We start from the raw sequence: 14,071 nt of genomic DNA on the forward strand, positions 1-14,071 counted from the left end.
TTCTTAGAGCCTGCCGACCTGTCACTTATACAGATGTGCAAACATTCTAGTTAGACTATATCTCTGTTTGTACGTCAGCTTAGCAATCAACGACAAAACCACCAATTTCTTCGATACATTTCTGTAACACGGCCTACGATTTATCCATATTTTCAGGGCTGTTATCGTTTATATGTGCAATGAGGTCAGGGAAAAAAGCTAAAAACCTCGCCTCTATTTCCTGTTGGTGTTTGCCTATATCGTCTACAGCATTATGAAAAGTATTGGGAAAACGAATGCGTTTAGCGACAACAGAAATCGCTTTGGCAATGCCCTCTTCGTTAGCATAATCCTCAAACCAGTCATGAGTTATCATATGCCCTACACTGTGCTGCATCGTTCTTGGCATGGTAGGCAACCGTTGTTCTAACAAAGCGAAGCTTTGCTCGCGAAAATCATCGAAACATTGGGTTGAAAATTTTGTCCAGTGTTTAATGAGTAAATGATCGAAATAGATATCCAATGCTACAGGGGCAAAGCGCCGGCGACTTTTATCGAATAGCACCTTTGCAGCTAAAACGCTCTCGTGACTATCGGTGAATCGATCAACTTCGTAGTGGTTTTTAAGGCCTAGCTGAACTGCGTTTCCAAATCTGTTGGTATCAACACCTCGCCTAAAATCTCCCAACAAGTTACCAAAATGAGAGTCTGCGGTTGGTCGTGCCAGGAAAAGGTGAGCTAGGTAGTTCATTTTGTAATTTAACGGCCTCTTTTTAAGTTGTAAGGGCTTGTAGGTATCAAGTAAAATCACGCCTCGATCAGAAACTTTGAATGTGGCCTCGCCGAAACGTAGGTTGCCAGATGCCAAATTCAAATTTAACTGAAACATCGTAGCACTTAACATTGAGTTTCAACATGTCTGTAATATCCACTTCTGAAGTCACCTCTCTACTTGCTCCAGTTAGCGCTTTTTTGCACTGCGAGACGCCACAGTCGTGGATAGACGAAGCTCAAAAAGAAGAAAACCTTCGCGTGATTCTTACCGATCACTTAATCTGCGAATTGAAAGCGGCTCAGTCAGCCATGTACTTACTCCGCCGTTATGTGGCTGATGAGGAAACAAGCAAAGTGCTTTTAGGCTGGTTAAAACCTTACGAGGACTTTACCTACAGACATGAGGGCGATTGGCAGTCACTCAACACTAAGCACCTTTCAAAAAGTGTGTTTAATGTTGAAGGGCTTGAGCCCTTCAAAAAAGACATGCTAGATAAAATGGTATTGCTCATAAAAGAAGAGCTTCATCATTTTTATCAAGTGCTAGAGATTATGCACGAGCTAGGCTTTGAATATAAATCGGTAACGTCTAGCCGTTACGCCAATGGCTTACTACGTCACGTACGCACCTATGAGCCTGAAAAGCTTGTCGACAAGCTTATTTGCGGCGCCTATATTGAAGCCCGTTCTTGCGAACGCTTTGCCAAGCTCGCTCCTTTTGTGTCTGAAGATTTAGGCAAGTTTTACGTTTCGCTATTGCGCTCTGAAGCCAGACACTTTGAAGATTACCTCACGCTTGCTGGACAAATATCCGACACGGATATCACTGAACGTGTAGCTCACTTCGGTCACGTTGAAAAATCGTTGATAGAAAGTGACGACAAAGAGCTTCGTTTCCACTCTGGGGCGCCGAACATCAACTAGCTTTATAGTGGTGTTCATAAATTAAACTATTTATGTTGACGCCTTTGATTTTCTGCTGCACACTAATTTTGTAAATGTATTGTTAATGGCAGTTCTTTAGCGCTTGCCGCTGTGTCCGAGTTTACTTAAATTCTCGGCTGATTCGTGTGTTTCTACTGCCTCACAACAATTGTCTAATAATAATGTTGGTGAACAAGGCAGGACCTTATGATTTTAAATCACTTAATTGGTATCTACACTCATCCAAGAGAAGAGTGGCAAACCATTGATACCAAGCACGAAACCTATTTTTACGCACTTACCCATATCGCTTTTATAGCGCTCATTCCCTCACTCGTAGCGTATTATTCAAGCGCTCACACTGGTTGGAGTATTGGCGCGGGTGATGTGATCAGACTCAGTGAAAGCACCGCCATTATGATGGGCATAGGTATGTATTTCGGTTTGATAGCTGGAGTCGTGGCGCTGGCAGTACTTATTCACGAACTTGCTAAAGCGTTTGATGCGACGCCAACTTATACACAATCATTAGAGCTTGCAGCTTACACGGCCACACCACTATTTATGGTGGGTTTTGCCGGTCTTTATCCTGAGCTATGGGTGGTGATGACGGCCTTGTTGGTAGGCATAAGCTACTCGGTATATCTGCTTTACTCGGGGGTTCCAATTTTAATGCACATGCCAGAGGATAAGGGCTTTATTTATTCAAGTTCGGTGGTGACATGCGGTCTAGTGTTGCTCGTTATCCTAATGACAGGTTCAGTATTGGTATGGGGGCTCACTGGTGGGCCGGTATTCGTCCACTAACGCTTTTTTGAAAGATTAAACCCATTAAAAAAGCCGCTTTCAAAAGCGGCTTTTTTTGTCAACAAGTAGCTTCTCTAAAAGCTTATGCAATACTAATCAGCAGCATCCATGTTATGAACGTCAAGATTACTTAGTTCCGCCTGAACCACCGGCGCTTTTCTCGATTGTTCACCGCGAGACAAGTCGATGCGTTCAAGGTACGCTTGATCGATGTCTGCTGTAATGTAATTTCCATCAAAAACAGACGTTTCAAAACGCTGAATGGTTTCGTTTTCTTCGCGAACCGCATCAACCAGGTCAGAGATATCTTGGAAGATAAGGCCATCTGCTTGAATAAGCTCTGCTATTTGATCGATCTCTCGACCATAAGCGATGAGCTCATTGGCCGAAGGCATATCAATACCGTAAACATTAGGGAAGCGAATTTCCGGTGCGGCTGACGCAAAGTACACTTTCTTCGCGCCTGACTCACGCGCCATCTCGATAATTTGACCTGATGTAGTACCACGTACGATTGAGTCATCAACAAGCAATACGCTCTTGCCTTTAAACTCAGAGGAGATTGCGTTTAGCTTGCGGCGTACTGACTTTTTACGCATGGTTTGGCCGGGCATAATGAAGGTCCGGCCAATGTAGCGGTTCTTAACGAAGCCCTGTCTATATGGCAGTTCTAGCGTGTTGGCTATTTGAAGCGCTACGTCCATCGACGTTTCAGGAATAGGAATAACCACGTCGATATCTAGGTCTGCCCATTCGCGCTTGATTTTTTCACCAAGTTTACGGCCCATGTTTACGCGCGATGCATATACTGAAATACCGTCAATAAAGCTGTCTGGGCGAGCAAAATAAACAAATTCAAAAATACAGGGGGACGTTACCGGGTTTTCAGCGCACTGTCTTGTGTGTAGCTGGCCCTCTTCAGTAATAAATACTGCTTCACCTGGCATAACATCGCGAACAAACTGGAAGCCTACCGCGTCAAGCGCCACGCTTTCAGAAGCTACCATCCATTCCTCGCCTAGCTCGCTCATACGCTTACCTAGCGCCAATGGGCGAATACCGTGAGGGTCACGAAACGCAACTATACCTTGACCGATAATGGCCGCTACTACTGCATAGGCACCGCGGATTTTTTTATGAACTTTCGTGACGACCTCAAAAATATGTTCAGCACTTACACTTAAACCCGCAACTTGCTGCAGTTCATGAGCAAGAATGTTAAGGAGTAATTCAGAGTCTGAAGTCGTGTTAATGTGACGGCGAGCAATGCGGAATACTTCTTCTTGCAACTCGTGGGCATTGGTTAAATTGCCGTTATGCGCAAAGGCAATTCCAAACGGTGAGTTCACGTAAAACGGTTGCGCTTCTGCCGAACTTGACGTTCCAGCCGTTGGATAACGCACATGGCCGATACCCATGTTGCCAGACAATCTTTTCATATGGCGCGTATGAAAAACATCTCGAACCAAACCATTTGCTTTGCGCAAATTAAACATATTTTGGTCGATAGTCATTATGCCTGCGGCATCTTGTCCTCGGTGCTGAATAACCGTTAGACCGTCGTACAGCGACTGAGCTACGGGTGTTTTACCAACTATTCCGACTATACCACACATGTGCGTTACCTATTTCAAGCGGGATTTAAGAAACTGGAGGAGTCTTTCACATAGCTGAAAAACCACTCAATGATGACACCAAACTCGGGAATGAGTACCGACGCTTGCCACCATGCTGCTGAGGCTGCGCGAGTAAAGGTATCCATAAAAAAGAGCAATGCGCTCACTATCAAAACGCCACGCAATGCACCAAAAACTATGCCTAAGACACGATCGGTTCCTGACAGCCCCGTGGCTTGTACCAACTGGCTGATTACGTAATTTATCATGCCGCCGAGGATAAGCGTTGCGACAAAGAGCGCGGCAATAGCTGCGCCATTTTTTAAATAGGGGTCGTCAATAGCTGTAAAATAAATGGCGAGGTCTGCGTAGAAATTGCTTGAAATAAAGAGTGCAGCAAACCATACCACTAACGAGATGGCTTCTTTAACAAACCCTCTGATTAGGCTTATTAAGGTAGATACCGCAATGATACCCAGTATGGAAAAGTCTACCCAGTTCATCGTCTCTTTATTGCGTTGATGTTGCTTTTTGTGATGAAGCAACGAGCCTTTGGCGAGATGGCGCGCATTCTAACAGAAGATAGAAATATTACTAGTCTGTAATACAGATCCATACAGGTAAGAATACGCACTACTCTACTTTGAACGTTGTAACTTTGCCTTTCAGGCTCGTGAGCTCTTTTAGATGAGGCAGTGCCGACTCAAGCTTTTTCTTATCTAGGTCAGGACCAACAAACACTTTATTAAGTGGCCCAGAGCTGGTCTGAATTTTACGACTGAAGGCCCGGTAGCCCGCTCTTTCAAGTTTAGCTAAGAGCGCTTTGACGTTCTTCTCATGACGAAAGCTCCCAAGCTGAATAACCCAACCTGCATCATCATCTGCCACCGCGCTTTTGTTATCAACCACGGTTTGGCTGGCAAGGTTATCTTGTTCTTCGAAAAGGTTTTCTTTTGGGGCTTGGGTAACGCTAGCGCCAGAACCCTCAACACGCGATGCCACCATAGGCTCATCGTCAATAGCGGTTTCATCTTCTATTTCGACAGCAGGAACTGCTGCTTTTGCCACTCGCTCTGATGGAAATGGCTCGGGCTCTACAATTGGTTTCTTCGGTGGATTGGCAGGTACAGAAACAAATGGTTCTCTGTTCGTTTGCTTTTTGCCATCAAGAAAGTCTGGTAAAAAAATGACCGCTAAGGCAACGACAATGATCGTACCCACCAGTCTATTCTTTAATGCCGATGTCACTTTGCTCTCCTGCTTGAATACACGTTTTTCTCTACAATGCGCGTGTTAGTTATGCTCAGCAAGCACGTCTGCTACGGTAACAAAAGAACCAAAAACGAGAATAAGTTCACCAGTTTGATAATCTGCAAGCGCATGCTGATATGCCGAGGTTACGTCCTTAAACGTCTCTATATTCTCTATGGTTGTACCAGCATTAACAAGTGCATTTTCAAGTACTTCTGCATTGCACCCTCGAGGGCCGCTTGTTGAGGCCACATACCACTCGGCATTAAGCGCAGAGAGTGGCGCTAAGGTTTCTGCAATAGACTTATCTTTAAGCATGCCCACGACAATGCGCATTTTGCTCACATCATATCGATTTAGCCAGTTTTGCATAGCTGTAGTGGCTTGTGGATTATGGGCGACATCAACAACCACAAAGGGCGATTCACTTATAGTCTGCTGTCGACCCGGCATGGTAGTGTTTTCAATGATATCTCTTACCACACCCTCTTCAGGAAGCAAGTCTAGCAGCTCTAGCGCGGCTAACGCCGTGCTTGCGTTTTGAAGTGGAATTTTAGGATAAGGTAACGATGCGTAGCTGTTGCTTTTTCCTTTCCAGCTCCACTCACTGTAATCACTTGCCACTACCGTTACGAAGTCTTGTGTTGCCCAGCGTACATTCGCCTGTAGCTCGTTTACCACATCGTAAAGCGAAGATGGCGGGAATAAATCGCCCACCACCGCATTACAGTTTTTACGCATTATACCCGCTTTTTCACGAGCAATTTTTTCGCGGGTATTGCCAAGCCAATCCTGATGGTCAAGGTCGATAGTGGTAATCACAGCAAGATCGGGATCGATGATATTGGTTGCATCCAGTCGCCCACCCAAGCCCACTTCAAGAATAACCACATCTACAGCCCATGACTGCATCATTTTCATTGCCGCCAAGGTGCCGAATTCGAAATAGGTTAAGGTGATAGGGTCGCCTTCCGTTTCCTTTCGCGACTTTTCAACAAACTCGAAAGCTTTAACGAACTCATTCGCTGGCGGTAACTCACCATTATAACGAACCCGTTCTCGATAATCGGTTAAATGGGGCGAACTGTATACCGCAACACTTTTTCCTTGCGATAGCATGGCTTGCTCAAGCAAGCGACACGTGGTGCCTTTACCATTAGTACCAGCTACCGTAATAACAAGCGATTGCGTTAAAGAAAGCGCCATAGACTGCGCTACAGCTTTAACTCTGTCTAGCCCCATATCAATGGCACTAGGATGAATAGATTCGAGGTAGGATAACCACTGGCCCAGGCTTGTTTGCGTATTTGAAGACGAGGTGCCCTCTTTTGCGTTTGGCGCTGAGCCGGCTTTTAGATTGTTTTCGTTATTCACTAATTCTTATAATGCAACTTAACCAACAGGCTGTGTAATCTATCACGCATATCTCTGCGGTCAACAATCATATCAATTGCGCCTTTCTCAACAAGGAATTCACTACGCTGGAAACCTTCAGGTAGCTTTTCTCTAACTGTTTGCTCGATTACGCGAGGGCCCGCGAAACCGATAAGGGCTTTTGGCTCTGCCACATTAACGTCACCAAGCATTGCCAAGCTTGCAGATACACCACCCATAGTAGGGTCGGTAAGCACACTGATATAAGGCAGGCCTTTTTTGCTCATCTTAGCGAGAGCTGCAGACGTTTTAGCCATTTGCATCAATGACATAAGCGCTTCTTGCATTCGCGCGCCACCACTTGCACTAAAACAAATAAGCGGCATGTCGTTCTCTAAACACGCATTAACAGCCGCAACGAAACGTGCGCCCACTACTGACGCCATTGAGCCGCCCATAAACGCAAACTCAAAACAAGCGACGACCACAGGCATACCTTTAAGCTTTCCCTGCATTACCACTAACGCGTCTTTCTCATTAGTTGCTTTTTGAGCGGCAACAATACGGTCTTTATAGCGCTTAGAGTCTTTAAATTTAAGCACATCTTGAGGTTCATGCTCGGCGCCTAACTCCACGCGATCTCCATCATCGAGAAACGCATCGATACGGCGACGTGCCGTAATACGCATGTGATGATCGCATTTAGGGCAAACTTCCTGAAGTTTTTCCAGTTCGCTTTTGTACAACACGGCTTGACAAGAACCACATTTTGTCCAAATACCTTCAGGTACATTACCTTTGTGTGATGTTTGCGTGCGCGGGAGAATTTTTTGAATCCAGCTCATGGAAATTGAATCCTTTGTTTTTTTGTTTGCCGACCATGACGATTAATAATTGTTCATACTTGAGGCCAACAACACATTAAATTTTTAAGTTCCATGCTGTATTACAAAGAAAAAATACGTAACACAACAGAACAGCTACCTAATATAGCGCGCTATTAGACCACAATACAACGAAATGGAAAAAACAAAACTGGTCTTAGAAGTTGGCGGTCGGGATTAGTGACGCTTACCTCTGTTATTACTGCATTTAAATTAGTATATAAAGGTATCAGTATGTACTGGCTTAAATAGACGTCTCTAGCATTTAGCCTTCGGAAACTGGTTAACACCTGAATGACGCTCAAAAGATAGTTGCCTTTGGCCGCTTTCAACAAAATGCTTAAGTGCGATATCAATTTTATCTTTAAGAGAAGTGAAACCAGAACGAATAACGAACACTAAACTCACCCGACTAATAACATTAGGCGACTGATAAAACTCTGTAGAACAGAACTTCGGGTCAAACATGACTGAACGGGCATTGTGTTCATTCATTATCGCAAAGTCACAGCGTCCTCTCGACAGCATCATAGCCATTGTAGATTGGCTACTTGAGTCAACCCTATCAATATTATTTTCTTCCCTATCAAAATACGGTGTTAAGGCAGGATAAACAAAACCGTATCGTGTACAGATACTCGAGGATACGTTCTCCTCTGGAACAAATGGTCCTTCGAAATTTGTAGTGGAGTAGATATAACTTTCATGCTTAATCAACTCTTCGCTAAAGAGAAAGCTGTTCGGTTTACTTATCCAACTTTCGGAAGATAAAAACAAGTCTACGGACGACGACTTTAATAAATCTTCACTTCTAGCGCGATTTGAATCTAAATAGACGACGCGAAACTGACTTGATAGTTCATCAGCATTAAAAAAATCGACGACGACGCCTTGGTAGCGCTTTGCGCTCTCATCATAGTACAAATAAGGAGCTGAGCCGGGTGTGTTAACGGCAAAACGCACGCTAGGGATATGATCTTGTGTATTAGCACGGCAGTAAAATGTCGTTAGACACAGTAACGAGCAAAGTAGTGTTAAGCTGAAGTGAAAAATAGGCACATTACCTCCTTGTATATTTATCGACAGCGCATTATGAACGAACCACTAAAATCACGACTATACGTCGGTTTACTTCGCTATCCTTACTCCCCTGCAGAATACTAAAAAAAGCATAATGCTTAAAACCCTTGGGGTAGCTTCACACAATCTATTAGCGTGCTAAATCATGTCAATTTGGCAAAAACAAAGGTCCTAAAGGCCCTTTGGGCAAGTCATGCTCCTCAGGGTAAGTTACGTCAACCAAATACAAACCGTTTGGCTTAGCCGTTGCAGCTGATTTACTTCTGTCTTTTAGACTTAGTAAGTGTGCAATCCAATTGACATCTTGCTCCCCTGCCCCAATTTCAACAAGCGCACCGGTAATGTTGCGAACCATGTGGTGTAAGAACGCGTTTGCCCGAATATCAATAATGACATAGCGGCCTTGTCTGTAAACATTCACATCAGTAACGTTTCGAAATGGCGTTTTACTTTGGCATAGCGCTGCGCGAAATGAGGTAAAATCTTGCTCGCCTAATAATGCCTGTGCAGCAAGGTGCATTTTCTCTTCATCCAATTCACGATGAATATGCGTAACCCCTGAATGCAGGATAGCGGGACGCATTTTGGCGTTGTGAATTACATAACGATAGCGGCGATGGGTGGCAGAAAACCGAGCGTGAAAGTCATCGCTGACGTTCTTAGCCCACGTAACAGCGACAGAATTAGGAAGGTTCGCGTTTACACCGAGCGTCCATGCGCGCTCGGAGCGTGGCGCATCACAATCAAAGTGAACCACTTGCCCTGTGGCATGCACGCCCGCGTCGGTGCGCCCAGCACATTGTACTTCAATGGGTTCATTGGCCACTGTCGATAGTGCCTTTTCGAGATGTTCTTGAACACTTGGGACTTCACGCTGACGTTGCCAGCCGTAAACTGCTGCACCGTCGTATTCGATCCCTAAGGCAATTCGCCCCATCTGTATTACCCCTTCGCTAAAAAGGCGCTAAGTTTAGTCATCCTACGAGCAACATGCAATGCTGCATATGCGTAAAAAATGCTGACGTAATGACATGTTAACGCGCAGCGACTTAAACAAAAACAGCCTGCATTATAAAAATGGCAGGCCGTTCATTTATTCAAAATATGCTTAGCTCAAACGCTAAACGATTTTTGCAAGTATTGACGCAGCTTCCTGCTTTTGTTCTTCGCTACCTTCATTCATTACTTCTTCTAATAATTCTCTTGCCGCCTCCGCATCATCCATTTCAATGTATGCGCGAGCTAAATCAAGGTTTGCGTTTTGTCCTGCATCCTTATCAATATCGATAACAGTATCTTCATCAGATACGCCTGTGAAATCAGATAAGCTTACGTCAAGATCTAGAGCCTGGCTGTCAGGGTCGATAGCATTTGCATCGTCACCATCATCTAGCAGCGATTCTACATCGAGGAAATCTTCTGATGCAGAGCTCGTCTCTCCTTCATCATCTGTTTCTATATCACTTAACAGTGCAGCAAGGTCAAGGTCAGGATTATCTAGCTTAAGTTCATCATCTTTATCTTCAACGGCAGGTACTTCTGGTACCGACTCATTGTCTTCAATTTCAGATGGCGTAGCGATGTCTAAATCATCTGGAATCTCAAGCTCATCTACATCATCTCCACTTTCGTCCTCATCTATCTCAGAAAGCTTACTATCATCATTTTGCTCAAGTTCGAATGTGTCGTCCGCGTCATCGTCTTGTTCAAGTTCGAATGAACCTTCCGCATCGTCGTCTTGTTCAAGTTCGAATGTATCGCTCGTATCGTCGTCCTGCTCAAGTTCGAATGTGTCGTCCGCATCGTCGTCTTGTTCAAGCTCGAATGTGTCGTCCGCATCATCGTCTTGTTCAAGCTCGAATGAATCTTCCGCATCATCGTCTTGTTCAAGTTCGAATGAATCTTCCGCATCATCGGTTTTTTCTGCTTCTTCGCCTGACGCATTTGCTCCAACATTACTTTCATCTAGAGATTCGGGTTCTTCTGCGAGTTCGCTCGAATCCACCACATTGTCAGACTCTAGGCTTTGTAGTAACTCATCGAATTCAGCACTGTCTAAATCGTCAAGAATTTCGTTATCATCAACAGTGTCATCGTCATCGTCATCGTCAGAAGCAGAAAGCCAATCATCAAGCCCAGGTACATCGTCTAGTTCTTCAAAATCTTTATTGGCACTCTTTTGAGAACTATCTTCTTCAGATAGGGCCTCATTTTCAGAATAAGTTTTTTGTTCTTCTGTATCTTCACCGTCAATAACACCATCAACTTCTTGTTCTAACTCGAAGCTTTCTATTTCGTCAAAAGCTTGGTTCAGAAGACTATCATCATATTCATCATCGCTGCTCGATTCTTCATTGGATAAAGACTCCTCAGGCCCTATTGAAGCGTTATCATCCGTCGAATCAGTGCTCTCTTTTGACGTTTCTTCTGCTTGAAGTTCTTCATCCATTCCCATCTGACTAAACGATGGAATATCATCCATCATTTGCTTTTCGAACGCTTCAATAGCGTCATCAAGCGGGTCTTCAGAAGTTAAAGCACTTTCGTTCGCCTCAGCATTAGCGTCACTATCGTTCTCTTCTTCATGGTTGAGCTCTGTTTCTGGCTCAACCTCAGCTTCGGGCTCAAACTCTAGTTCAGCCTCGGGCTCTGGCAGAGAATCTATTTCAGCTTCAAGCTCAGGCTCCTCTTCAGAATCAAGGTCTTCTTCTACTGCTGTTCCGGGTTCAGGTTCAGATTCCGAGGCAACCTCTGGCTCTTCCTCAGCTTCAGACTCTGGTTCTCCCGCTGCATCCGGTTCGGGTAAAGCTTCTACTCCCGATTCGATTTCTGCCTCTAACTCGGACAGCAGTTCATCAGTTAACTGCTCTACCTCATTGCTGCTTTTCGATTCTTCAGCTTCTAATTCTGCAAGTAACTCGTCGGTTAACGGATCACTGAAGTCGTCATCCTCTCTGTCTTCAATTCCATCAGGAAGATCGTTTTCAGGCTCATCAAAAGCGTCGATATCCGGACTAACTACAGGTTCACCTTCAAGCTCTGCTTCAAGTTCGGCGAGTAACTCATCAGTGAACGGATCATCAAAATCTTCATCATCACTTTGCTCAGCGACCTCTTCAGGTGAAGCTTCTTCGTCTTCAGAGTAGCTGTGGTCGTGTTCCTCTTCTGCTTGCAATTCTGCTATAAGCTCGTCCGAAAGGGGGTCGCTGAAATCCGAATCGACTTCAATCTCTTCTTCAAGAATATCGTCTAAATCGTCCGTTATAGCGTCAAGGCTTTGAATTGATTGGGGTGACGGCGCTGATGTTGTTATTTCATCTTCAAATTCATCATCATCTTCTAGCCCCCCCATCATTTCAATTTGTTCAATCTCGTTGAGCAGCTCGTCAGTAATTTTATTTATTTCTTTGTTTTGCTGATTAATCTCGTCATCAAGCTTGCTTAACATATCTTCATTAATGAGCTCATCATTACTGTCTAACTCATCAGTAAGACCGGCATCTACACCATGCTCGTCGAGCAGATCGTCAATGCTAATCTCGGGTTTGTCGTCTTCATCCTCTATCGTCGGAAGCGAGGGTGAACTTTTACTTGGCTCAGCGTCATTAGTAAAATCTTCTACAGAACTAGCAAGCAACGCATCTATATCATCTTCATCAACATTTTCAGATTCAGAGGTACCATTAACCTCGTTTAAGATGTCGTCAGGGTTGATATCTCCTGCTTCCTCTCCCTCTGCAACGGGCTCTTCGTCAGCGACGCTACTTTGAACATCATCGAGTAAATCATCGATATCGAAATCATCTTCAGCACCTGTATCGTCGATACTCGCTGAATCTAACGCCTGTTCGCTATCATCCTCGCTGCTTTCATCAAACACATCGTCGTCGCCTGATAAGTCGAAACCTTCCAGGTCATTTGCATCGCTTTCATTAAGCACCTTGTCTGATAAGTCATCGTCATCAAACAAACTGTCGAGCTCACTTTGATCAAGCTCATCATCACCAGCTTCAAATAGATCGTCATCATTATCTGGCACTAACATATCGTCTTCTAGGTCGGCGAAGGCCTCAAGCTCATCATCCAGGCTTTCTTCTAAGTCGGAGGTGAGTACATCGTCTAGAAGATCATCGTCATTGAATAAGTCATCGTCAGATAATTCTGCCTTGTCATCTAAATCTGGTGCTAGTGCACTCGAGAGGTCGCCAATGTCACTATCAGGTACAGGTATCTCATCATCGTCTGCAGTTATTTTAGGTCCGGTCGACGGCGTTTCTTCAGGCTTGCTGTTGCGTTTAAGCAGCCACATGATCAGGCCGCCAACGAGTAACAGCGACAGAAATGCAGAGCCTATTATGAGGCTTAGTGGACTTGTTAACGTATTTAAGAACGATGATTGCTTTTCTGCTTCACGCTGAGCTTGCTCAGCTTTGATCATATCTAGCAACTCTTGCTGAAGCGCTACTTGCATATCGAGCTGTGCTTTAACGTCACCTTCAACCTGCCCTCTTAACGTTTCTAGCTCGCCATTTACTGCTTCAACACGCTCATACAAACGTCTATTTTCATTGAGAATGGCTTCAACATTTTCCAGAGAGGCGGCAAACTGCATGCGTAACTCATCAAATTGACGATTTTGCTCTTGATCTAAGCGCGTGATCTTCTGTTCGATATCAGTTTGAGTTTGGGAGAGATCTTGTTGATTAACGAGTGGGGATGCCGGCTTGATATTTCTTACGCTGCTGCCAGGCTTATTAAGCATTTCAGCGAATGCTCTTTCGTCTTGCTCAGCGCGCATTTGGGCATTCTGTTTATCAATCCTCGCAATATAACGCTCTGAAGGCAGCTTCAACACTGCACCATCAACCAATAGGTTTAAGTTACCATTTTCAAACGCGTTGGGATTGAGCTCGTAGATAGCGGCCATAACCTGATATACACTCAGATTATTATTCTGACGATAGCGCTCGGCTATTCTCCAAAGTGTGTCATTGGCGTCAATGGGGCCATATTCCAAGCCAGAGAACTGGTCGGTAGCGTCCTTTGGACCTTTTAAGAAGGTAGCGCGTTCTTGTGCTTCTACAGTTGTTATAGGGCAAGACAAACAAAGTGTGAGTAAAAGTAAGCCCGTCAAATGCAATTTCATAGCAATCCTATATGCCCTCAAGCGTCTTGACCACCCGTATATCTGGGCGGATTTTCTAGCCAATCAGTACGGAAGAAAACATTGGCTTTTATTTTTATTCTTAAGCTACCTCAATATCATCTCATCAAGCTAGCGTTTTGCAGTTATTGCGACCTTAGCAGTAAGATTTATTTGTGCTTTTTTGGAGTTCTTACATTTTGGCTAAGTATCTGACTGACGATTGTTTTTAACGTTAT

At 44.4% G+C, this 14,071-nt stretch carries 11 protein-coding genes; 2 read left to right on the plus strand and 9 right to left on the minus strand.

All coding sequences use genetic code 11. The features are described from left to right. Nucleotides 1-133: 133 nt before the first annotated feature. The gene (locus tag JC525_RS05890; RefSeq protein ID WP_198815092.1) at nucleotides 134-730 is read right to left on the minus strand and encodes an acyl carrier protein phosphodiesterase; all 597 of its coding nucleotides are present in this window, start codon (nucleotides 728-730) and stop codon (nucleotides 134-136) included. A gap of 164 nt (nucleotides 731-894) precedes the next feature. Here JC525_RS05890 and miaE point away from each other — a divergent pair, with 164 nt between their 5' ends. Both miaE and JC525_RS05900 read left to right on the plus strand, forming a co-directional pair. Beyond that, a complete protein-coding gene (gene miaE / locus JC525_RS05895) occupies nucleotides 895-1,677 on the plus strand; it encodes a tRNA isopentenyl-2-thiomethyl-A-37 hydroxylase MiaE (protein WP_198814986.1) in 783 nt (260 codons plus the stop codon). A gap of 207 nt (nucleotides 1,678-1,884) precedes the next feature. Then, a complete protein-coding gene (locus JC525_RS05900; protein ID WP_198814987.1) occupies nucleotides 1,885-2,484 on the plus strand; it encodes a Yip1 family protein in 600 nt (199 codons plus the stop codon). A 92-nt stretch (nucleotides 2,485-2,576) separates the two neighbouring features. Here the strand turns inward: JC525_RS05900 and purF are convergent, their stop codons facing one another. The 8 genes from purF to JC525_RS05940 form a co-directional block, all read right to left on the minus strand. Continuing rightward, the gene (gene purF / locus JC525_RS05905; protein ID WP_198814988.1) at nucleotides 2,577-4,100 is read right to left on the minus strand and encodes an amidophosphoribosyltransferase; all 1,524 of its coding nucleotides are present in this window, start codon (nucleotides 4,098-4,100) and stop codon (nucleotides 2,577-2,579) included. A 14-nt stretch (nucleotides 4,101-4,114) separates the two neighbouring features. Continuing rightward, nucleotides 4,115-4,603 (minus strand): CvpA family protein, encoded by a 489-nt coding sequence (locus JC525_RS05910; protein ID WP_159117575.1) that lies wholly within the window; start codon nucleotides 4,601-4,603, stop codon nucleotides 4,115-4,117. 130 nt (nucleotides 4,604-4,733) lie between these two features. After that, nucleotides 4,734-5,348: an SPOR domain-containing protein gene (locus tag JC525_RS05915; RefSeq protein ID WP_198814989.1), complete on the minus strand. Its 615-nt coding sequence runs from the start codon at nucleotides 5,346-5,348 to the stop codon at nucleotides 4,734-4,736. 45 nt (nucleotides 5,349-5,393) lie between these two features. Continuing rightward, nucleotides 5,394-6,725, minus strand: a complete 1,332-nt coding sequence (folC, locus tag JC525_RS05920; protein ID WP_198814990.1) for a bifunctional tetrahydrofolate synthase/dihydrofolate synthase — start codon at nucleotides 6,723-6,725, stop codon at nucleotides 5,394-5,396. Then, on the minus strand, nucleotides 6,725-7,570 hold the full coding sequence (accD, locus tag JC525_RS05925) for an acetyl-CoA carboxylase, carboxyltransferase subunit beta (RefSeq protein ID WP_198814991.1): 846 nt from the start codon (nucleotides 7,568-7,570) through the stop codon (nucleotides 6,725-6,727). Before accD ends, folC begins: the two co-directional genes overlap by 1 nt. A gap of 297 nt (nucleotides 7,571-7,867) precedes the next feature. Further along, nucleotides 7,868-8,668: a substrate-binding periplasmic protein gene (locus JC525_RS05930; protein ID WP_198814992.1), complete on the minus strand. Its 801-nt coding sequence runs from the start codon at nucleotides 8,666-8,668 to the stop codon at nucleotides 7,868-7,870. A gap of 169 nt (nucleotides 8,669-8,837) precedes the next feature. After that, the gene (truA, locus tag JC525_RS05935; protein WP_198814993.1) at nucleotides 8,838-9,626 is read right to left on the minus strand and encodes a tRNA pseudouridine(38-40) synthase TruA; all 789 of its coding nucleotides are present in this window, start codon (nucleotides 9,624-9,626) and stop codon (nucleotides 8,838-8,840) included. A 183-nt stretch (nucleotides 9,627-9,809) separates the two neighbouring features. Next, entirely contained in the window at nucleotides 9,810-13,835 is a 4,026-nt protein-coding gene (locus JC525_RS05940; RefSeq protein WP_198814994.1) for a FimV/HubP family polar landmark protein, read from the minus strand. Between the last annotated feature and the right edge of the window lie 236 nt (nucleotides 13,836-14,071).

It is taken from the genome of Alteromonas sp. IB21 (genome assembly GCF_016405965.1).
In the GTDB taxonomy this organism is placed as follows: domain Bacteria; phylum Pseudomonadota; class Gammaproteobacteria; order Enterobacterales; family Alteromonadaceae; genus Alteromonas.